This is a genomic window from Mesorhizobium sp. WSM4842, assembly GCF_055901575.1.
Genome location: NZ_CM148372.1, coordinates 4847079 through 4866870, shown reverse-complemented (window position 1 = coordinate 4866870; position 19792 = coordinate 4847079). Strand labels below are relative to the sequence as shown.

Genomic DNA, 19792 nt, shown 5'->3' with positions numbered 1-19792 from the left:
AAGGACGCGCGGCGCTCTAATGGAGAACCCACAATGACCGATGCAGCCAGCATTCGCGAACAAATGGAAGTGATCGGCGCCGACGGCGTCCATGTCGGCACCGTCGACAAAGTTGAGGGACAACGAATCAAGCTGACCAAGCGCGACAGCGGCGAGGGCGCTCACAGGGGGCATCACCACTTCATTCCGCTCAGCCTCGTAGCCGAAGTCGAGGGCCAGAAAGTGCGGCTGTCGGCAAATTCGGATGTTGCGGTCACATTCGAGGAAGAGAAATCCGACCCCACCTGATCACGGCCAATAATTACGACCCCATTTTGATTACGGCAGCGCGCATTCAGCGCGACGACCAGACCGGAAACAGGTCGCCATCGGCTGGCGTCGCGGCAAAGACGCCGCGGCTGATGGCGCGCGCCATGGTGGCGCCTGCCGCTGCGTAGAGGTCGATGGCGTCATTGGGCGCGAGCTCGATGCCGCTCTTGCCGGTCGCCAGCGCGAAAACCAGATCCCCGTCGGCCGGCGTGTGTGTCGGCCAAATGGCGCGCACGAAGCCGTCATGCGCTGATATCGCCAGGCGTTTGGCGGCGGCCTTGGTGAGGACGGCGTCCGTGGCGATGATGGCGATGGTCGTGTTGCCGCCGACCTTCGCCCGTTTCCCGATATGCTTGTCGCGAAACTTCAGCAGGATCGTTTTCGCGTCCTCCGGCATCGGCGAGGGATAGCCAAGCCCGCCGAACTCGTCGCCGATCTCGAAGGCCGCTGCCCAGAAGTGGCGGGTTTGGGCGATCGTCACCGACCCGGTCGGATTGACGGCGGCGAGCGCGCCGATGGTGGCCCCGCTGTCGAGCACCGTCGAGGCCGATCCGAGGCCGCCCTTCAGGCCGGAACTCAACGCACCACTGCCCGCGCCGACAGTGCCGAGCGGAAAATCGATGCCGACTGCCTGTGCCGCCTCATAGCCGAGATCGCGGTAAGGCGGATAGCGACCCCAATCCTTGTCGCCGCCATTGCGCAGGTCGAACAGGATCGCCGCCGGCACGATCGGTACCCGAAAGCCGCCGACCTCGACACCGATGCCCCTTTCACGCAGTGCCGCCTGTACGCCGGAGGCGGCGTCGAGACCGAAGGCCGAACCGCCCGAAAGCACCACAGCATGGATCGCCTCGATCGAATTGTGCGGCTCGAGCAGGTCGGTCTCGCGGGTGCCCGGCGCACCGCCCAGGATCTGGACACCGGCCACCGCCGGTTCGTCGCAGACGATGGTGGTCACCCCGGACTTCAGCCTCACGTCGGAAGCGTTGCCGACGCGCAGGCCGGCGACATCGGTGATGAGATTGCGCGGCCCTGTCCGAAACATTATTTGGCCTCCGCCGGCACGAAATGTGCGCCGTCGAAACGGAAGACCCGATAGAGGTTCTCGGTCAAGTCGCCCTTGCCGTCAAAGCGGATGGGTCCGATCGCGGAGCTGAAGTCATGCGCGGTAAGCGCATCGGCTAATGGCTTGCCGGAAGTTTCCGCCAGCGCCGTTGCCGCTTCGGCGATCTCGACCGCCGCAAAGGCCGGCAGCGTGTAGCCGTCCGGCACGATCTTTTGCGCGGCAAAGCTGTCGAGCACCTTGGAGGCGGCGACATCATCCCATTCGGGCGGCGCGATCATCAGCGTGCCCCTGGCATAAGCCACGTCGCCGGGCGGTGTGCGCAGCGCTTCGCCGCCGGCAAAGGTGATGCCGGCATCGAGCTGGCCGGCGTCGCGACCCATGATGGCGATGTCGTCGCCGTCGCCGCCGGCGAAGACATGCGTTGCGCCGGCTTTCCTCAGCCGCCCGATCAGCCCGATCTGGTTGTCGAGCTGCGGCCGGAATGTGTCGACGAACACCGGTTTCAGCGCCGCCTGCTCGGCTGCCGCCCGAAGCGTCTCGGCGATTTCGCGGCCGTAGATGGTGCCGTCGTCGACGACGGCGAACAGTTCGTTCTGCCATTGGCGGGTGAGGATGGAGGCGACTGCGTTGCGCTCGTCGTCGCCGCGCGGCCCGAGACGAAAGATCGGCCAGCCGGTCTTGGCGCGCCGGTCGGTCAGGCTTTCGGTGCGCACGCCGACGGTGATGACCGGTATGTTGGCGTCCTTCAGGATCGGCAGTGCCGCCTCGATCGCCTCGGTGCAGAGGAAGCCGACGACCACGCCGACTTTCGCCGCAGCGAATTCCCTCGCCGCGGCAGCCCCGCCATCGGCCGTGCAGGCGTCGTCGACAACCTTGAGTTGAGCGCCGTTCGCCGCTGCCGCCAGGCCAGCGCCCGCCTCGATCTGCTTGCCGAGGATCGCCGACGGCCCGGACAGTGGTGCTGCGACGCCGACCAGCAGCGTCTCAGCGTTCGCATCACCAGCGAGAGACAGCCAGGCCAGCACCGCTATTGTCGTTGTCCTGGGTCGCATGCGAGCGAAGAATTCCTCTGCCGCGGTCGCCTGTTTGCCGGGGCCACTTCCTGCCAAGACCTAAAGGCTGGTCAGCTTTCACGCAACACGCGAAATTCAAGATGCATGTCAACCACTTCGCTTGTGGCATGCAATATGCCGCCATATATAGCGGTTCGGTTCACCTCGCTTCAAACCAATGGAAATCGCCGGTGCTGAAGAAGAACGACATAGGGCCGCAGGCCTATCGCGACGCGATGAGCCATTTTGCCGGCCACGTCCATGTGGTTACCACCGACGGTCCCGCCGGCAGGCGCGGTGCGACTGTCATTGCAGCCTGTTCGGTCTCGGACACGCCGCCGACCATCCTGGTCTGCCTCAATTGCGAAAATCCCAAGAATGAGCCGTTCGTGAAGAATGGCAGGTTCGCCTTGAACACGCTGGCTTCGGACCAGGAGGCGCTGTCGGTCGGCTTTTCCGGCCTCACAGGTCTGCCCGTCGAGGAACGTTTCGCGTTGGGCGATTGGGACGTGATCTCGACCGGTGCGCCGACGCTGAAGGGCGCGCTCGCCGTGTTCGACTGCGAACTGATCGACACCAAGGATCTGGCCACCCACCGTGTGCTTTTTGGCAAGGTGACAGGCCTGCGCACCGGCGATAATTTGCGGCCGCTGATCTATCACGACCGCGGCTATCACGCTCTGTAGAGGCTCTGGATGGCTGCACCAACGGAGAGAGAATGACCGAGTTGAAACCGCGTCCCGCGCCGCGGACGATCGACGAGACGCTCGATCTGCTGACCGGTGCGGACTATGTGGCAGACCGGTCACTGGCGACCGTGCTGTTCTTATCGCTGCGCATGAAGCGGCCGCTGTTCCTTGAGGGCGAGGCCGGCGTCGGCAAGACCGAGATCGCCAAGGTGCTGGCGCAAGCGCTCGGCCGCCGGCTGATCCGCCTGCAATGCTATGAAGGCCTCGACGTCTCGTCCGCCGTCTACGAGTGGAACTACGCCGCGCAGATGATCGAGATCCGCATGGAAGAGGCGGCCGGCAAGGTCGACCGCTCCGACATGGAGCGCAACGTCTTTTCCGAAAAATACCTGATCCGCCGCCCGGTGCTCGACGCACTGACCGGCAAGGCGGGCGCCGCCCCGGTCTTTCTGATCGACGAGCTCGACCGCACCGACGAGGCCTTCGAGGCATTCCTGCTCGAAATTCTCTCCGACTTCCAGGTGACGGTGCCCGAACTCGGCACGATCAAGGCGCAGGAACCGCCGATCGTCATCATCACCACCAACCGCACCCGCGAGATCCATGACGCGCTGAAGCGCCGCTGCCTCTATCACTGGGTCGACTACCCGAATGCCGAGCGCGAGCTGGAGATCGTGCGCAGAAAAGTACCGCAGGCCAACAGCCGGCTGTCGGCAGAGGTGGTTTCGTTCATTCAGAAGCTGCGCCAGATCGAGCTGTTCAAGGTGCCGGGGGTTGCCGAGACCATCGACTGGGCAGGCGCGCTGACCGAACTCGACAAGGTGGCGCTCGATCCGGAAACCGTTTCCGACACGATCGGCGTGCTGTTGAAATACCAGGACGACATTGCCCGTATAGAACAGGGCGAAGGCCGGCGCATCCTCAACGAGGTGAAGGCCGAGCTTTCGGCGGCGGAGTAGGCGATGGCAACGCCGCGTCCCGAACCGAAAGAGGCCACGCCCGATGGGAGGATCGCCGATAACATCGTCTATTTCGCCCGCACCCTACGCAAGGCCGGCATGCGGGTCGGCCCGGCCTCGGTAAAAGATGCGATCGAGGCGGTGCTGGCCGCCGGTATCGGCTCTCGCGACGATTTCTACTGGACGCTGCACGCCGTACTGGTGTCGCGGCACGAGGATCACCCTACCTTCGACGAGACTTTCCGGCTGTTCTGGAAATCGCACGAGCTGATCGAAAAGATGCTGGCGATGTTTTCGCCAGTTGCGCCGAACAGTCGTGAGAAGCAAAAGCCGCGGGCTGCGGAAACCCGCGTCAGCCAGGCAATGTTCGAGGGCCACCAAAAGAACCAGCCGGTGCAGGAAATCCCCGAGATCGAGGTCGACGCTCGCTTCACGTTTTCCGGGAACGAGGTGCTGAGGGGCAAGGATTTTGCCCAGATGAACGCCGCCGAGATGACTGACGCCAAGAAGGCGATCGCCGAGTTGCGGCTGCCCTTCGACATGGTCAGGACACGGCGTTTCAAATCCAACGCGCATGGCCGACGTATCGATCCGCGCGCCATGATGCGCTCGGCCGCGCGGACAGGCGGCAAACTGATCCTGCCGAAATTCCGGTCGCCGCGCGAGGTTCACCCGCCGCTGGTCGTGCTTGCCGATATTTCCGGTTCGATGAGCCAGTACACGCGCATTTTCCTGCATTTCCTGCATGCGCTGACGGAAAAGCGCCGGCGCGTGCACGCCTTCGTCTTCGGCACCAGGCTGACAAATCTGACGCGGCAGATGCGCCATCGCGATCCTGACGCGGCACTCGCCGATTGTTCGGCGGCGGTGATGGACTGGTCGGGCGGCACCCGTATCGGCGATACGCTGGCCGAATTCAACCGGTTGTGGTCGCGGCGTGTGCTGGGGCAGGGCGCCGTGGTTCTCCTGATCACCGACGGGCTGGAGCGTGACGACGTTGCCGGCCTGTCGGAGGAAATGGAACGCCTGCACAAATCCAGCCGGAGGCTGATCTGGCTGAACCCGCTGCTGCGCTTCGACGGCTTCGAGGCGCGCGCCCGCGGCGTCAAGGCGATGCTGCCGCATGTTGACGAATTCCGCTCGGTGCACAATCTCGACGCGCTCGCCGATCTGTGCGCGTCGCTGGACAAGAATTCGGCGCGCTCCGTCGACCCACGCAGATGGATTGAGGGTGGCGCGAGAAGCGCCGCATAGCCATATGTTTCCTCCGGGAGAAACGGTGATGGAAAACAGCATTTATCTTGATGAGGCGCGCGATCCGCTGATCATTGCGGAAGGCTGGATGAAAGACGGCAAGGATGTCGCCATTGCTACCGTGGTCGAGACCTGGGGCTCGGCGCCGCGCCCGGTCGGCAGCCACCTTGTCATCGACGCGGAAGGCAATTTCCACGGCTCCGTCTCGGGTGGCTGCGTCGAAGGCGCGGTGGTCACCGAGGCGATCGATGTCATCGACAGCGGCAAAGCAAAGATGCTGGAGTTCGGCGTCGCCGACGAAACCGCCTGGCAGGTCGGCCTGTCCTGCGGAGGCCGCATCAAAGTCTATGTCGAGCGGTTGGGTTAGAAGCATGATCCCGAACCAAAGGTCCGCGTCAGCGAAAAGTGGGAACCGGTTTTCGGACAAGATCATGCTCAAACAAGAGATCTTTTGATGGATCCATATGCGCTGAAAACGCTGAACGTCGAACGCCGCGCCCGCCGCGCGGCGATCTTGGTCACCGATCTCGGCGACGGCCGCGACCGCATCGTGCGCGAGGGCGATCAGGTCGCCGGCGAATTGGGCGCTGCGATCGCCAAGGCGTTTCGGTCAGGCAATTCGGGCTCGGTCGAGGCGGAAGGGCGAACCTTCTTTCTCAACGCCCACCTGCCGCAGCCGCGCCTGATGGTGATCGGCGCCGTCCATATCAGCCAGGCACTGGCGCCGATGGCCAAGATCGCCGGCTATCCCGTCGAGATCGTCGATCCGCGCACGGCCTTCGCCACATCAGACCGCTTTCCCGATGTCGCGCTGCATGCCGAATGGCCGGAGGATGTGCTTTCGCGCCAGCCGCTCGACAGCTATACGGCGTTGGCAGCCGTCACCCATGATCCGAAGATCGATGACTTCGCGCTGAAGGCGGCGCTCGACGCCAACTGCTTCTATGTTGGGGCGCTTGGCAGCCGCAAGACCCATGCTAAGCGCGTCGAGCGCCTGCTGGCATTGGGCGCGACCGCCGACCAGATCGCCCGCATCCACGCGCCGATCGGCTTGGACATTGGCGCTGCCAGCCCGGCAGAGATCGCCGTCGCGGTGCTGGCGCAAGCGATCAAGGCATTTCGTTCGCGCGGCTTCGAAGCGAAGGACGCGGCGGCGTGAAGTTTGGGCCGATCCCCGTAGATACGGCTGAAGGCGCGGTGCTGGCGCACGCCACCACCGCCGGAGAACGGCGCTTCCGCAAGGCGCATCGGCTGAACGCCGATGATGTATCTTTGCTCAAGGCAGCAGGGATTTCGGAGGTTGTCGCGGCTGTTCTCGCTCCCGACGATTTGAGCGAGGACGCTGCCGCCGAAAAGATCGCGGACAGCATGATTCATCGCAACATCGAGGCCAAGTCCGCTTCGACCGGCCGGGTTAATCTCCACGCTCAGGCGGCCGGCATCTTCACCGTCGATGCGGCGATGATCGACGCCATCAACGCCGTTGATCCGACGATCACCATCGCCACCTTGGCGCAGCACGCGCCGGTTGAAAAGGGCCAGATGGTTGCAACGGTGAAGATCATTCCCTTCGCGGTCAGCTCCATGCTGGTCGATTCGGTGGCGAGGATCTGCGCCGGCGGCGAGATCTTTGCCGTCAATGTCTATCAGCCGGTCCGTGTCGGCGTCATCCAGACGGTTCTGCCCGGCATCAAGCAGAGCGTGCTCGACAAGACGTTGCGTGTCACCGAAGCCCGCTTGGCGCGGTCGGGCGGCCGGCTGACGGCGGAGCGCCGCACGCCGCACGACGTTGGCACCGTTGCGGAGGCTGCGGTCTCGCTGGCGCGCGATAACGACATGGTGGTGATCTTCGGCGCCTCGGCGATGAGCGATTTTGGCGACGTCGTCCCGGCGGCGATCGAGAAGGCCGGCGGCATCGTCATCCGCGCCGGCATGCCTGTCGATCCTGGCAATCTGTTGGTGCTCGGTACGCTTGGCGGCAAGCGCGTCATCGGCGCACCGGGCTGCGCCCGCAGCCCCAAGGAGAACGGCTTCGACTGGGTTCTTGACCGGTTGATCGCCGGCCTCGACGTGACGGCCAAGGATATCGCCGGCATGGGTGTCGGCGGTCTGTTGATGGAAATCCCGACGCGGCCACAGCCGCGCGAGCCGCTGCCGGCCAGAGCCGAGTTGAAGGTCGATGTCGTGCTGCTGGCCGCCGGCCGCTCCAGCCGCATGGGCGGCCCGAACAAGCTGCTGGCGCTGTTCGACGGCAAGCCGCTGGTCCGCCGCACCGCCGAGCGCGCGCTCGGCTCGAAAGCCTCTGATACAATTGTCGTCACCGGCCATCAGCGCGAGCGCGTGCGGACAGCGCTGTCGGGCCTGGACATCACCTTCGCCGACAATCCGGATTTCGCTGACGGCCTGTCTTCGTCGCTGAAGGCCGGCATCGCGAAAGTTGCCGGCGACGCTGCCGGTGCCATGATCGTGCTTGGCGACATGCCTGGCGTCGCGTCAGCCGATCTCGACAGGCTGATCGATGAATTCCGCAAGTCCGAGGGCCGATCGGTCGTGCGCGCCTCTCATGAGGGAAAGCGAGGCAACCCGGTGCTGTTGCCGCGCTCACTGTTTGCGGCGATCGCTCATCTCGAAGGCGATACCGGCGCGCGCCATCTAGTCGAGGCCGAAGGGCTCGATGTCGTCGATGTCGAGATCGGCAAGGGTGCGTCGATCGATGTTGACACCCGCGAGGCGCTGGAAGGCGCCGGCGGCGTGCTGCAGGATTGACAAACCGAGGCCGAAAAACGCATCCCTGAGGGATGGCTCTCCGTTTACAGCTTCTGACCTTGATTTTTCTTTTGTTTTCGGGTTTGGCGTACGGTCAAACGCTGTCGCTAAAGCCCTTCAAGGACGACCTGTTCGCCTATCCGGCCATCCTCTCTTCCGAGGGCGCCTATACTGTCGTCGACTATCGCGAGCTGCGCGATATCAACGCTCGCGACAAGGTGCCGGAGCGCCGCGCGCAGCCGCGATATGTCGACACCGGTGTGCGCAAGGTGCAGCAGGATCTGCTGCTGAAGACCGACGCCGGCAATATCCGCCACGTCGCCGTCGGTCGCACGCAAGGTGCTGCCATCATCGTGCTCTATTTGCATGGACAGGGCGGCAGCCGTAAGCAGGGCGTCGACGATTTCACCTTCGGTGGCAATTTCAACCGCATCAAGAACCTGATGGCCGGCAATGGCGGCCTCTATCTGTCGCCGGACTTTTCCGATTTCGGCGACACAGGTGCTGCCCAAATCGCCGCGCTGATCGGTCACTATGCCGAACGGTCGCCGGACGCGAAGATCTTCGTTGCCTGCGGCTCGATGGGCGGCGCACTGTGCTGGAAGCTTGCCGCCCGCAAGAATACGGGCGGCCGCATCGACGGGCTCCTGCTGCTCGGTTCGCTGTGGGATGAAAGTTTCTTCTCGAGTCTGGCCTTCAAGCGCCGTGTTCCGGTCTTCTTTGGCCAGGGCAGCAAGGACCCGGTGTTTGCAGTCGAGAAACAGGAAGCCTTCTTCCGTTCGATCCTGACCAAATCGAAAACCTATCCGGCCCGCTTTGTCCGCTTCGAGACGGGCACGCACGGTACGCCGATCCGCATGACCGACTGGCGCGGCACGCTCAACTGGATGCTGTCGAAGGCCCCTTAAGGCGCGGTGTTGTAGTCCACCACCGTCTGCGGGTTGATCTCGCCGTCATAGGAGGCGTCGACATCGTACTGCACCAGCGAGAAATTGCCGTTGCGAAACAGATAGGTCCCGACTGACGAGGCATCGCCGACGCCGCGCCACTTGTTGAGCGACGAGATCGTCTTGGTGGCGTCGTCATATTCGGAATTGACCAGCTGGTCGTCGGTCTGGAAGCCAATGACGTTGATCGCCTCGACCTTACCTTCGCTATTGTTGTTCTCATAGTGGATATCGAGTTCCGGCGAGGCGAACTGCAACTGCCGGACGCCTGATACGTCGTCGTAGACATAGTAGACGACACTCTCATTATAGGCGGCCATCGAGCAGAAAAAGCGGAATAGCCGCGTCTCGAGTTCCGGCTCGTCGGCCTCGGAGCCCGGATACTTGTAGCGGACGGAGTAGGCGTCCGGCTCTGCCAAGGGCTCGCCGCCTGGCATTTCCTTGTCGCATTGTTCGCCATAGGTGGCTGCAAACGCTTTCTTGACCTGCTCCAGCGCCGCATCTTTCTTCGGCGGCGGCGGTCCGTCGCCGCAGCTTGCCGGCACCGCGTCCTCGAAATCGGCCTTGGATGGTTTCAGCGCGCCCTTGTCGATGAAGATCGGGCGGAATGGCGGTTCCTGGATCTGGGCGTTGATCTGGCGCAACGTATAGCAACCGGCAAAGACATTTTCGCTGCCGTCCTTGGCTGTCGCCCGGATGGCGACCGGAACATTGTAATAGATGCTGCCGGCCGCACCGTCTTCGGACACACCACCGGTTTTGACTTCGACGGTGTCGGTGCCGTCATAGCCTTTAACGAAGGCGCCGAAATCCTTGGCCGGCTTGGTTTCGCCGAAATAGTCCCAGGCGCGCGCGAATTCTTGCCGGTTGATGGCGCTGTAGAACGAGCGGATGACCGCTTCGGCGTTCGACCTGTCGTCGACATAGGGCGCTTCGGCGGCGAGCACTGGCTGGCCTGTCACGGCAAGGGAGAAAAAAGCGGTCGCTGCGAAAAGGGCGCTTCTCATCGGGAATCTCCACCAGATGGGAATCCTATCATACCGATTGCGGCGACGTGGTGGCGCTTGAAGAATCGCCCGCGGAGGCGCTAGGTGCCGCCCTCGGCGTTCCCGCCGGATAGGAGATTCATGTGACCATATCGATGTACGAAGCGTCCGTTCCGGTGTTTTCGGCCAGGTTGAAGGCGCTATCCAACGTGCTGAACATCGCCGAGCAGAATGCGCTCGACCGCAAGATCGATCCGCAGGTGTTTTTGACGTCGAGGCTGGCGCCGGACATGTACGCGCTGACCAGGCAGGTGTAGATCGCCACCGACCACGCTAAGGGCGCGCCATCGCGGCTTGCCGGCCGCGAGGTGCCGAAATACGAGGACAGCGAGGCGAGCTTTGCCGATCTCCAGGCGCGCATCGCCAAGACCGTCGACCATCTGGCGACATTTTCGGCTGCCGATATGGACGGCTCCGATGACAGAATGATCGAGCTGAAGCTTGGCCAGCGCGAGTTCTCGATGGCCGGCATGCAGTATCTGCTGCATCTCGCCATGCCCAATTTCTATTTCCACGTGACCACCGCCTACGACATCCTGCGCCACAATGGCGTGCCGCTGAGCAAGGCGATTTTCATGGGATCGCGTTGAAGAATGGCGAGGAGATATCCCGGTCGAGCCGGGATATCCGTGACTAACGTGAGGACATTTCGCGAGCGACACGCGGAAAATCGGCTGGTTTGATGCCGATGTCGGCACGGTCGGCATTGCTCATCGAATGAAGCAGCGCCAGAGCCGCGCGGTAGCGCAGATGTTCCTGCGGACGCGGACGGGCGAACATTTCAGTGAGAAAACCCATGATTCAAGCCCCTGGTTGGTCCTCCCCGAGTCGCAATATAAGCAAATCATGACAATTGTGCAGTGCAGCATTTGCATGGCAGCCATGCTGCACAGGTTTTTTTGATTACCGGTGAAACTTCCGGCGCGGACGGACCGTATAGCTGAACGCCGGCACAGGGCCGGTTTTTCCTCGCCATTCCTGGCGAAATTCCGGACTGCATGAAAAATGCAGTCCGGCTTTTTGTTGTCTGCTGCGTAGCCGTTGGCTGGATTTCATGGAAAAGTCGTCGGCGATTGGCGGCGGGCTTGGAGACAGCCCTCGCATTCCTGTATGCTGTGCCTTCCTCCCCGCGCAGCCGCGCAAAAACTTCCCGCCGGAGAAAGTTCCATGCACAAACGCCGCCTCGGTCGGACCGATCTTCTTGTTTCCCAGATCTGCTTGGGATCGATGACCTGGGGCCAGCAGAACACCGAAGCGGACGGCCACGCCCAGATGGATCTGGCCTTTTCGCGCGGCATCAACTTCATCGACACTGCCGAGCTCTACCCGATCCCGCCCAAGGCGGAGACGCAAGGCTGGACCGAGAAGATCATCGGCAGCTGGATGAAAGCGAAAGGCAACCGCGATCAGGTGATCCTCGCCTCGAAGGTGGTTGGCCGCACCGCCAATGCATGGTTCCGCGGCGGGCGTCCGTCGAAGCTGGTGCGCGCCGACATCTTGGATGCCGTCGAAAAATCGCTGACCAGGCTCAACACCGATTATCTCGATCTCTATCAAATCCATTGGCCGGAGCGCGCCGTGCCGTGGGGCGCCAACCCGAACCGCGTCGGCGCCGTGCCGCTGCGAGCCGATGCCGTCGGCACACCGGCCGGCGAGACGCCGATCGCCGAGACCCTCGCCGTCTTCGACGAATTGGTGAAGGCCGGAAAAATCCGCCATTTCGGCCTGTCGAACGAGAGCTCCTGGGGCGTCATGCGGTTCATCGCCGAAGCCGACAAGGGCCTAGGTCCGCGGCTGGTGTCGCTGCAGAACGCCTATAACTTCGTCAACCGCGGCTTCGAGGTGAATCTTGCCGAAGTCTGCGAGCGCGAACAGGTTTCCCTGCTCGCCTATTCGCCGCTGGGACAAGGTTACCTGACCGGAAAGTACGACCATGGCGCGCGGCCGCTGGGCTCGCGTTCTCAGCTCTTCAACCGCGGTCAGCGTTACGAGACGCCCAATGCCGCGGAGGCGCAGCTCGAGTATAACGAGCTGGCGCGCTCATTCGGCATGGAGCCGGCACTGTTTGCCAACGCCTATGTCGCGAGCCGGCCTTTCGTCACTTCGAGCCTCATTGGCGCGACGACCCTTTCGCAGCTCGAAATGGCGCTGTCTTCCGCCGATGTCGTCTGGACCGAGGAAATGCAGAAGGCGGTCGACGCAATCCACCAGCGTGTCGGCAACCCGTGTCCGTGAGCTGCTTTCCGGCGCTGTAAGGTGTGATTGCCAAACGATTACAAGAGGGAGGGAGAAAAAGTGACTTTTCCGATTGAGGTCGTGCGCGAGAAATTCCCGGCACTGTCGCTGACCGACAAGGGCCGTCGCCGCATCTATCTCGACAACCCGGCCGGCACCCAGGTGCCGCAAGCGGTAGCCGACGCGGTGTCACGCTGCCTGCTGACCACAAACGCCAATCTCGGCGGCTTCTTCGAAACCACGATTGCGGCGCAACAGATCGTCGACGACGCCCATGCGGCGATGGCCGATTTCCTCGGTGCTGCGAGCCCGCAGGAAATCATCATCGGCGCCAACATGACGACGCTGACCTATCACATGTCGCGCACGCTTGGCCGCACGATGCAGCCCGGCGACGAGATCATCCTCACCCGCATGGACCACGAAGGCAACGTATCGCCCTGGCTGCAGCTGGCCGAAGACCTTGGCCTTGTCGTGCGCTGGCTGCCTTTCGACCAGCAGAGCTGGCAGATCGAGGAGGCGGCGCTTGCTGCGCTGCTCACCGACAGGACGCGACTGGTCGCCTTGAACTACGCCAGCAATCTGACCGGCTCGATCAACCGGGTGAAGGCGCTGACGCGCATTGCCAAGCAGGCCGGCGCGCTGGTCTATGTCGACGCCGTGCAGTTCGCGCCGCACGGCCTGATCGACGTCAGGGATCTCGGCTGCGATTTCCTAATCTGCTCGGCCTATAAATTCTTCGGCCCGCACATGGGCATCCTATGGGGCAGACTTGACGTCATCGACGCCCTGAAACCGTATAAATGCCGCTGTTCGTCCAATGCTCTGCCGGAGCGGTTCGAACTCGGCACGCCGCAGATCGAACTGATGGCCGGACTGACGGCCGCGGTCGATTATTTTGCGGAGCTGGGCGCGGCGGCAGGCGGTTCGCGCCGCGCCAGGATCGCCAAGGCGTTCGAAACATCAACAGCTTACGAAAATCCGCTGGCGCAAAGGCTGATCGACGGGCTGTCGGACGTTTCAGGCCTGACGATCCACGGTATCACCGATCCGGCGTGTATCGGGGAGCGCGTGCCGACGGTCTCGTTCACCGTCGACGGCATCGTGCCGGAGACGATCGTACGGCAGATGAATGCGGACAACATCTTCCTGTGGTCCGGCCACAACTACGCCTGGGAGATCGTGCATCAGCTCGGCATTCCGGCCGAGCAAGGCGTCATACGCATCGGCATCGCCCACTACAATACGGCGTCCGAGATCGACGAGACGCTGGAGAGCGTGCATCGGGTTATCGCGATGCTGCGACAGGAGCGATCCTGACGCGACATCCGGCTGATATTAGCGTTTCTTGCCGCCGCCGAACCCGGTGAGGAAGGCAGTAAGATTGTCGCCGAGTTCGTCGCAGAGATAGCCGCCTTCCTGGACGATTACCGTCGGCAGGCCGCGACCGGCGATAGCCTCGCCGATGCGCGAGAAGCCCTGCGTCGTCAGCGATAGTCCGCCGAACGGATCGCCCTCGAAGGCGTCGAGGCCGAGCGCCACGACAAGCGCTTCCGGCGCAAAGGCGCGGATACGCTGGAACGCCACGTCGAGTGCTTCGAGGAACGCGGCATCGCCGGATTTGCGCGCCAGCGGCAGGTTGAAATTGTAGCCGAGTCCGGCTCCTTCGCCGCGTTCGTCTGCATGACCCCAGAAGAACGGATAGAAGCGCACCGGATCGGCATGCAGCGAGACGGTGAGCACGTCCGGCCGTGCGTAGAAAATGCCTTGCGTGCCGTTGCCGTGATGCAGGTCGACGTCGAGGATCGCCACCCGCGCAGCTTGCTTGCGGAGCACCTGTGCCGCGACCGCCGAATTGTTGATGAAGCAGAAGCCGCCGGCGACATCGGCAAAGGCGTGATGGCCGGGCGGACGGCAGAGCGCATAGGCAGCCGGTGCGCCCGACATCACGCCCTCAGCGGCCTCGACCGCGCTCCAGGCGCTCCACAGCGCGCTCCGCCACGTCTCGCCGGAGATCGGGCAAGCGGTGTCGGCCATGTGGTAGCCGGCCTGGCCGACCGCCGATGCCGGATAAGAGCCGCCCCGCGCGATCGGATGGATGTTGGGGATCACTTCGGCCGAAGCGCCTTCGATGCGCTGCCAGCGCACAAAGATGTGCTCGAGAAAATCAAGGTATTCGGGCGCATGGACCGCCGCAACCGGACCAAGCCCGTGATCTCTCGGCCGTTCGATCGTGCAGCCGGCGGCCTTGGCGCCGACGAGCAGCCGTTCGACGCGTTCCGGCTTTTCCGGATTGGGTTTCTGGGCGCCGCTGGAGAGGAACGCCTTGGGATCGTGGCGCTTCTGCTCTTCGGCATAAAAGGCTTTCATCTTGGCTCCTCATCATCGGGTGCATCGGCGAAGGCAAAGAACGCGTCGCCGACGATCTTCTGCACCTGCTCGTAGCTCGACCAGGCAATGCCCAGCCTTTCGTAGAAGGCCTTGGCGGTTTCATTGTCGGTATCGACGGACAGTCTGAGATAGGCGCCGCCGTCCTTCCGGCATTCTCGCGCGGCACGCCGCAGCAGGCGTTCGCCGATCCTGCGGCCGCGAAACCGATCCTCGACATAAAGGTCCTGCACATAAACGCCGGGCCGCCCCATCCAGGTCGAGAAGATCGGGAAATGCAGGCACAGGCCGGCAAACTCGTCGCCGACCTCGGCGATCAGCGTCGAGAAGGCAGGGTTTTCGCCAAAGCCATAGGTGCGAAGGTCCTCGGCCGTAGAAGTGATTTCCCCGGGCGCGCCGATATGAGCGCCAAGTCGCAGGATTGCGGCATGGATCGTTTCGACGTCCTCGACGGTGCCGGGCCGGATGAGAATGTCGTTTGCAGGATCGGTCACGATAAGTGGGGCGCCAAGGTACCCCCCTCTGTCCTGCCGGACATCTCCCCCGACAGGGGGGAGATTGGCAGCGTCAATCTACCCGCACATCCTGCGACGTTCGCGATTGGCGAAAACGACTGGGACATCCGATCCCCCCCTTGCGGGGAAGATGCCAAGTGGCGGCAAAGAGGGCAGGACAGAGGGGGGTGGGACGGAACGCAAGCATCTCAGATCGTCTCAAAAAGCTACCCTATCGCCACCCTTGAGCGCCAGCATCTCGCGCACCTCAGTGGGCGTGGCGACGTCCAGCGACAGCCCGTCGAGCACACTGCGGATACGGCGCACCTGATTGGCATTGGACTTTGCCAGCTGGCGGCCGTCGTAAAGGCTGTCCTCCAGCCCGACGCGGACATTGCCGCCCATCGCCGCCGCAATCGAGATCATTGGCATCTGGTGGCGCCCGGCGGCCAGCACCGAAAACTGGTAACTGTCGCCGAACAGTTTGTCGGCGATGCGCTTCATATGGACCAGATTGTCGGGATCGGCGCCGATACCGCCGAGAATGCCGAACACGAACTGGATGAACATCGGTCCCGACACCAGCCCCCGGTCGCGAAAATGCGCCAGTGAGTAGAGGTGGCCGACATCGTAGCATTCAAATTCGAAGCGTGTGCCGCAGCCCTTTCCAAGTCTTTCGAGCACGGTCTCCATATCGGCAAATGTGTTTTTGAAGATCGTGTCGCGTGTCGCTTCCAGCAGTTTCGGCTCCCACTCGTACTGCCATTGCCTTGGCCGGTCGAGCATCGGGAACAGCGCGAAATTCATCGAGCCCATATTGAGCGAGCACATTTCGGGCTCGGCCCTGAGCGGTGCGGCCAGCCGCTGGTCGAGCGTCATCAGCGATGAGCCGCCGGTGGTGATGTTGATCACCGCGTCAGTCGCCTGCTTGATGCGCGGCAGGAACTGCATGAACACATCAGGATCGGCGGTCGGCCGCCCATCCCCGGGATCACGGGCGTGAAGATGCAGGATCGAGGCGCCGGCTTCGGCGGCCGCGATCGCTTCTTCGGCGATCTGGTCCGGCGTCACTGGCAGGTGCGGCCACATCGACGGCGTGTGCACCGACCCGGTGACGGCGCAGGTGATGATGACTTTTCGTGGCGCCATTTTCAGCTTTCGACCGGCAGGTCGAGCTCGCCGGCCAGCACCTGCAGCGAGTCGCCGATGATGGCGACGATCTCGCCGATCTGCTCGGCAGTGACAATCATCGGCGGCGCCACCATGAAATTGTCGCCGTCGACGCCGCCCTTGACCTTTCGCCCATAGATGATCAGGCCACGTTCATAGGCGAGGTCGAGCAGACGCTGGGTGGCCTTCTTCGCCGGTGCGATCGGCTTCAGCGTATCGGGTTCGGCGACCATCTCGGCACCTAGCAGCAGGCCCTTGCCGCGCACGTCGGCGATAAACGGAAACCGCTTGGCCAATCCCTTCAACTCGGCCATCAAAATATCGCCCATGTCAGCCGCGTTGGCGATCAGGTCCAGACGATCCATCTCGCCGAGCACGGCGAGCCCGGCGGCGCAGGCGAGCGGATTGCCGGCGTAGGTATGGCCATGCTGGAAGCCGCCGGAGGCGAGCAGCGGCTGCACCAGCCGCATCGGTGCGGCCAACGCGCCAAGCGGCGCATAGCCTGAGCCTAGCCCCTTCGACAGCGCGACGATGTCAGGCTTGCAGTTCCAGTGGTCGCCGCCGAGGAACTTTCCGGTGCGGCCCGCACCGCTCATCACTTCGTCATGGATGAGCAGGATGCCGTAGCGATCGCAGATTTCGCGGATGCGCGGGTAGTAGCTGTCCGGCGCCACCAGCGCCGCTGTGGCAGCACCGCCGACCGGCTCCATGATGAAGGCGAGGACGCTTTCCGGTCCCTCGGCGAGGATTTTCTCCTCCAGCATGTCGGCGTAGCGAATGCCGCGCTGTTCCATCGAGAGATTGTCACGGTCGCGCCAGGCGGCCGGCGCCGGCACGGTCGGCATGACCTGCATCATAGGCGCAAAAGTTTCGGCCAGCGCATCGTCGCCGGTGACGGACAGCGAACCAAGCGTGCCGCCATGATAGGAGGGAAAGCGGGTGATCACCTTCCAGCGCCTGGGCTGGCATGTCGCCACTGCCCACTGCCGGGCAAGCTTAATGCAGGATTCCGTCGCTTCCGAGCCGCCCGAGACGAAAAAGATGCGGTCCATGCCTTCGGGGAGTTTGGCGGCTAATGCCCGCGCCAGTTCCTCGGCCGGCTCGTTCTCGAAATGCAGCCGGTAGGCGAAGGTGGCGCGGTCCATCTGCCGCTTCATCGCATCGAGCACGTTGCGGTTGGAATGACCGATATTGGCGACCATCGGTCCGCTCGATCCGTCGATGAAGCGACGGCCATCCTGTGTCCAGATTAGATACCTTCGGCGCGATCGACCAGCGGCCTGCGCAAACTGGACAGATAGAACAGATGCGACGGCGGGCGCGTCTCGGTGTCCGGGGCAGGGGTCTGGGACTTCAGCATGTCAGGATTTTCCGAGATAGCGGTCGAGTACATTCTTGGTGACGCGCTCGACCATCGCGTCCTGCCTTAGCAGGCCGGCGACCCATTCGCAGCTTCCGGCGTGGAACACCTCGCCCTTGCCGCGCGGGAAATTGACGATCATGCCGTTGCCGCGCTTGACCTTTTCGAGATTGGCTTCGCTCGCCTCGCCGAACAGCGTTTCGGCGGTGAAGCGTCCGTCCTCGTCGCCGAGAAACTGGTCTTCGAACGCGATGTCGGCGCTCTCCTCGACTTGGGCAGCCATGCCGACCGCGAGAATTTGCAGCCCGTCCGGTGCGCCGCTGTCGGGGGTGGGGTAAGGCAGGCCGCCACGGATTTCGTGATCGAGCCCATCGACCTCATAGCCATAGACATGGCTGTCGGCGCCGAGCAGGTCGCCGTAGTAGATGCCTGTGCCGGCAAACGCCCAATGCTCCGGCCGGTAGACCGGATAGCCGCGCACGCCGCGCGGCGCGCAACCGCCCCAGCCGGCGTAAAGGCCCCTGGTCGCATTGAGCCCGAAGGTCATGGCACCCGGCCGGCCGATTTCCGGCGCTTCCCAGGAATTCGTGGCGCGGCTCACGTCGCCGCCCCGATAGGCCGGATCCTCGTCGCGGGCGCGGTATTTGTAGCAGATCTGGCGGCGGCCCTCGTCCTCCAGCCTGGTCTGCCACATGAAATTGCCGGCAAAGCGCGCCGCATGGCCGCCGCGTTCGACATGGGCATCGACAGCGTCGCGCATCTCCCAGGTCCAATATTCGTCATGGCCGACGAACACGACGCAGTCATAGCCGTCGAGGATTTCGGGCGAGAAATGCAATTCGTGCTGGCTGGCAAGGTCGACGGCATAGCCGGCGCGTTCGGCAAAACGAAAGAAGTGGCTATCATAGCTTGCCCAGCCGGACGAGGCGTATTTCTTCGAATGGCCGGTGGCGAAAGCCCATTCCATATGCGGATAGCGCGGCGCGGTCTTCGGCGGCACGGCGACCTCGAGCGGCACGCGCGGCGCCTCTTTCGGCAGAACAACAAAGCCGCGGCACCATGGCCGCTGCGTCGACACCATTGGGGCATACTGGTCGCGGTTCGGGCCGGTGATGCCTTCGTAATGATTGGAGCCGCCCCAAGTGTTGTAGGCAAGCCAGGTGCCGGTGGCGGCAACCTGCAGCACACGACCGCGTTTCTTGCCGGGCTGCGGGGTAACCATAAAAAGGTGGTAGCAGCGGATCGGCTTGCCGTCGCGGCCATCCGCCGTCAGCGTGGCGCGGTAGGCTCCGGACGGCCAGTCGTCGCCGACGCGGAATTCAAACGATGCGTCCCAGCCGCAGCCCACGACCGAACATTGGTCGGGTGTATCCTGCCAGCGCGCCGCGATCCCGGCCGTCTCGAACATTTTCGTTTCGGTGCCGCCGTCGCGGACGATCGCCACGCTGAAGCTGGAGGCTGTCGAACTGACATGCAGCGCCACTGTCTCGCCCCGGCTGTATGAAAAACGGTCGCTGTAGCACCAGATCTCGCCGCGTTCGCCATCCATGCCCGGCCACTCCCAGTAGTGGCCGCGCACGGCTTGCCGGCGCTGGTGGGGCGTTAGGCCGAAATCGGGGAATTCGGTCGGCAAGTCAGTCATGGACACCGGCATGATCGGAGATCGCCATTTCGACCATCTGCCGGGCAAGCGTCAATTGGAAACGATCGGGCCAGCGATAGCTGACAGCCGGCCTTGGCCTTGCCTGCCAAACAGATTATCTCACATAGGGCGGCCTTTTCCGCCACGGGAGCCGATATGCTGAGAGTGCAAAAGGTCAAGGTGGACGACATCTACGTGCCGACCGCGCGCAGGAAGACGCTGCATCCCGAGACCGTCCGGCATCTGGCAGAGGACATTCTGGAGAACGGCATGAAGACGCCGATCCAGGTGCGTCATGACGGCAAGCGCCATATCCTGGTCGAAGGCCTGCACCGGCTGGAAGCGGCGAAGTGGCTCGGCGAGACCGAGATCGACGCCTATCTGGTGCAAGCCAAGCGCCACTAAGCTCTCATTC

19 protein-coding genes and 2 pseudogenes are annotated in these 19792 nt (G+C 63.3%); 12 read left to right on the top strand and 9 right to left on the bottom strand.

Translation table 11 applies throughout. The features are described 5' to 3' along the window. Nucleotides 1-33: 33 nt before the first annotated feature. The gene (locus tag AC0NIE_RS23680; RefSeq protein ID WP_473487927.1) at nucleotides 34-288 is read left to right on the top strand and encodes a DUF2171 domain-containing protein; all 255 of its coding nucleotides are present in this window, start codon (nucleotides 34-36) and stop codon (nucleotides 286-288) included. A gap of 46 nt (nucleotides 289-334) precedes the next feature. On the opposite strand, the gene AC0NIE_RS23675 is transcribed toward AC0NIE_RS23680, so the two are convergent. Further along, nucleotides 335-1354: a P1 family peptidase gene (locus tag AC0NIE_RS23675; RefSeq protein ID WP_473487928.1), complete on the bottom strand. Its 1020-nt coding sequence runs from the start codon at nucleotides 1352-1354 to the stop codon at nucleotides 335-337. After that, nucleotides 1354-2427, bottom strand: coding sequence for a branched-chain amino acid ABC transporter substrate-binding protein (locus AC0NIE_RS23670; protein WP_473487929.1), 1074 nt, complete (start codon nucleotides 2425-2427; stop codon nucleotides 1354-1356). The genes AC0NIE_RS23675 and AC0NIE_RS23670 overlap by 1 nt, the downstream gene beginning before the upstream one ends. Before the next feature lie 191 nt (nucleotides 2428-2618). On the opposite strand from AC0NIE_RS23670, the gene AC0NIE_RS23665 reads away from it, so the two are divergent. The 7 genes from AC0NIE_RS23665 to AC0NIE_RS23635 all read left to right on the top strand — a co-directional run bounded on the left by AC0NIE_RS23665 (nucleotide 2619) and on the right by AC0NIE_RS23635 (nucleotide 9003). Next, the gene (locus AC0NIE_RS23665; protein ID WP_123150093.1) at nucleotides 2619-3113 is read left to right on the top strand and encodes a flavin reductase; all 495 of its coding nucleotides are present in this window, start codon (nucleotides 2619-2621) and stop codon (nucleotides 3111-3113) included. Between the two features lie 32 nt (nucleotides 3114-3145). Further along, nucleotides 3146-4075: an AAA family ATPase gene (locus AC0NIE_RS23660; RefSeq protein ID WP_292188720.1), complete on the top strand. Its 930-nt coding sequence runs from the start codon at nucleotides 3146-3148 to the stop codon at nucleotides 4073-4075. A gap of 3 nt (nucleotides 4076-4078) precedes the next feature. Then, on the top strand, nucleotides 4079-5329 hold the full coding sequence (locus AC0NIE_RS23655) for a vWA domain-containing protein (protein ID WP_473487930.1): 1251 nt from the start codon (nucleotides 4079-4081) through the stop codon (nucleotides 5327-5329). Nucleotides 5330-5357: 28 nt separating this feature from the next. Continuing rightward, the gene (locus tag AC0NIE_RS23650; RefSeq protein WP_065008152.1) at nucleotides 5358-5696 is read left to right on the top strand and encodes an XdhC family protein; all 339 of its coding nucleotides are present in this window, start codon (nucleotides 5358-5360) and stop codon (nucleotides 5694-5696) included. A gap of 87 nt (nucleotides 5697-5783) precedes the next feature. Further along, entirely contained in the window at nucleotides 5784-6488 is a 705-nt protein-coding gene (locus AC0NIE_RS23645) for an XdhC family protein (RefSeq protein WP_473487931.1), read from the top strand. Continuing rightward, nucleotides 6485-8095 (top strand): NTP transferase domain-containing protein, encoded by a 1611-nt coding sequence (locus AC0NIE_RS23640; RefSeq protein ID WP_473487932.1) that lies wholly within the window; start codon nucleotides 6485-6487, stop codon nucleotides 8093-8095. The genes AC0NIE_RS23645 and AC0NIE_RS23640 overlap by 4 nt, the downstream gene beginning before the upstream one ends. Nucleotides 8096-8127: 32 nt before the next feature. After that, entirely contained in the window at nucleotides 8128-9003 is an 876-nt protein-coding gene (locus tag AC0NIE_RS23635) for an alpha/beta hydrolase (protein WP_473487933.1), read from the top strand. Here AC0NIE_RS23635 and AC0NIE_RS23630 read toward each other — a convergent pair. Continuing rightward, the gene (locus tag AC0NIE_RS23630) at nucleotides 9000-10049 is read right to left on the bottom strand and encodes a DUF1176 domain-containing protein (protein ID WP_473487934.1); all 1050 of its coding nucleotides are present in this window, start codon (nucleotides 10047-10049) and stop codon (nucleotides 9000-9002) included. The two genes, AC0NIE_RS23635 and AC0NIE_RS23630, sit on opposite strands and share 4 nt — an antisense overlap. A 134-nt stretch (nucleotides 10050-10183) precedes the next feature. Between AC0NIE_RS23630 and AC0NIE_RS23625 the strand changes: the two are divergent. Continuing rightward, a pseudogene (locus tag AC0NIE_RS23625) lies at nucleotides 10184-10678 on the top strand (DUF1993 domain-containing protein). A gap of 43 nt (nucleotides 10679-10721) precedes the next feature. Here the strand turns inward: AC0NIE_RS23625 and AC0NIE_RS23620 are convergent. Further along, the gene (locus tag AC0NIE_RS23620) at nucleotides 10722-10886 is read right to left on the bottom strand and encodes a hypothetical protein (RefSeq protein ID WP_023798224.1); all 165 of its coding nucleotides are present in this window, start codon (nucleotides 10884-10886) and stop codon (nucleotides 10722-10724) included. A gap of 369 nt (nucleotides 10887-11255) precedes the next feature. Between AC0NIE_RS23620 and AC0NIE_RS23615 the strand changes: the two genes are divergently transcribed. Together AC0NIE_RS23615 and AC0NIE_RS23610 are read left to right on the top strand one after the other, a co-directional pair. Next, nucleotides 11256-12323, top strand: coding sequence for an aldo/keto reductase (locus AC0NIE_RS23615; protein WP_473487935.1), 1068 nt, complete (start codon nucleotides 11256-11258; stop codon nucleotides 12321-12323). Nucleotides 12324-12383: 60 nt separating this feature from the next. After that, nucleotides 12384-13643 (top strand): cysteine desulfurase-like protein, encoded by a 1260-nt coding sequence (locus tag AC0NIE_RS23610; protein WP_473487936.1) that lies wholly within the window; start codon nucleotides 12384-12386, stop codon nucleotides 13641-13643. 18 nt (nucleotides 13644-13661) lie between these two features. Here the strand turns inward: AC0NIE_RS23610 and AC0NIE_RS23605 are convergent, their stop codons facing one another. The 5 genes and pseudogenes from AC0NIE_RS23605 to AC0NIE_RS23585 all read right to left on the bottom strand — a co-directional run bounded on the left by AC0NIE_RS23605 (nucleotide 13662) and on the right by AC0NIE_RS23585 (nucleotide 19377). After that, on the bottom strand, nucleotides 13662-14693 hold the full coding sequence (locus AC0NIE_RS23605) for a histone deacetylase family protein (RefSeq protein ID WP_473487937.1): 1032 nt from the start codon (nucleotides 14691-14693) through the stop codon (nucleotides 13662-13664). Further along, entirely contained in the window at nucleotides 14690-15205 is a 516-nt protein-coding gene (locus tag AC0NIE_RS23600; protein WP_473487938.1) for a GNAT family N-acetyltransferase, read from the bottom strand. Before AC0NIE_RS23600 ends, AC0NIE_RS23605 begins: the two co-directional genes overlap by 4 nt. Before the next feature lie 219 nt (nucleotides 15206-15424). Then, on the bottom strand, nucleotides 15425-16354 hold the full coding sequence (gene kce / locus AC0NIE_RS23595; protein WP_473487939.1) for a 3,5-dioxohexanoate:acetyl-CoA acetone transferase: 930 nt from the start codon (nucleotides 16352-16354) through the stop codon (nucleotides 15425-15427). Nucleotides 16355-16356: 2 nt separating this feature from the next. Further along, nucleotides 16357-17735, bottom strand: a pseudogene (locus AC0NIE_RS23590) (aminotransferase family protein). A gap of 1 nt (nucleotide 17736) precedes the next feature. Further along, nucleotides 17737-19377: a N,N-dimethylformamidase beta subunit family domain-containing protein gene (locus tag AC0NIE_RS23585; protein WP_473487940.1), complete on the bottom strand. Its 1641-nt coding sequence runs from the start codon at nucleotides 19375-19377 to the stop codon at nucleotides 17737-17739. 156 nt (nucleotides 19378-19533) lie between these two features. Between AC0NIE_RS23585 and AC0NIE_RS23580 the strand changes: the two genes are divergently transcribed. Continuing rightward, nucleotides 19534-19782, top strand: coding sequence for a ParB N-terminal domain-containing protein (locus AC0NIE_RS23580; RefSeq protein ID WP_095490758.1), 249 nt, complete (start codon nucleotides 19534-19536; stop codon nucleotides 19780-19782). Nucleotides 19783-19792 lie beyond the last annotated feature (10 nt).

Coding starts and splice junctions, on each gene's coding strand:
- AC0NIE_RS23680 (WP_473487927.1), top strand. CDS start 34: ATGACCGATGCAGCCAGCATTCGCGAACAAATGGAAGTGATCGGCGCC.
- AC0NIE_RS23675 (WP_473487928.1), bottom strand. CDS start 1,354: ATGTTTCGGACAGGGCCGCGCAATCTCATCACCGATGTCGCCGGCCTG.
- AC0NIE_RS23670 (WP_473487929.1), bottom strand. CDS start 2,427: ATGCGACCCAGGACAACGACAATAGCGGTGCTGGCCTGGCTGTCTCTC.
- AC0NIE_RS23660 (WP_292188720.1), top strand. CDS start 3,146: ATGACCGAGTTGAAACCGCGTCCCGCGCCGCGGACGATCGACGAGACG.
- AC0NIE_RS23655 (WP_473487930.1), top strand. CDS start 4,079: ATGGCAACGCCGCGTCCCGAACCGAAAGAGGCCACGCCCGATGGGAGG.
- AC0NIE_RS23650 (WP_065008152.1), top strand. CDS start 5,358: ATGGAAAACAGCATTTATCTTGATGAGGCGCGCGATCCGCTGATCATT.
- AC0NIE_RS23645 (WP_473487931.1), top strand. CDS start 5,784: ATGGATCCATATGCGCTGAAAACGCTGAACGTCGAACGCCGCGCCCGC.
- AC0NIE_RS23635 (WP_473487933.1), top strand. CDS start 8,128: ATGGCTCTCCGTTTACAGCTTCTGACCTTGATTTTTCTTTTGTTTTCG.
- AC0NIE_RS23630 (WP_473487934.1), bottom strand. CDS start 10,049: ATGAGAAGCGCCCTTTTCGCAGCGACCGCTTTTTTCTCCCTTGCCGTG.
- AC0NIE_RS23620 (WP_023798224.1), bottom strand. CDS start 10,886: ATGGGTTTTCTCACTGAAATGTTCGCCCGTCCGCGTCCGCAGGAACAT.
- AC0NIE_RS23615 (WP_473487935.1), top strand. CDS start 11,256: ATGCACAAACGCCGCCTCGGTCGGACCGATCTTCTTGTTTCCCAGATC.
- AC0NIE_RS23605 (WP_473487937.1), bottom strand. CDS start 14,693: ATGAAAGCCTTTTATGCCGAAGAGCAGAAGCGCCACGATCCCAAGGCG.
- kce (WP_473487939.1), bottom strand. CDS start 16,354: ATGGCGCCACGAAAAGTCATCATCACCTGCGCCGTCACCGGGTCGGTG.
- AC0NIE_RS23585 (WP_473487940.1), bottom strand. CDS start 19,377: ATGACTGACTTGCCGACCGAATTCCCCGATTTCGGCCTAACGCCCCAC.
- AC0NIE_RS23580 (WP_095490758.1), top strand. CDS start 19,534: ATGCTGAGAGTGCAAAAGGTCAAGGTGGACGACATCTACGTGCCGACC.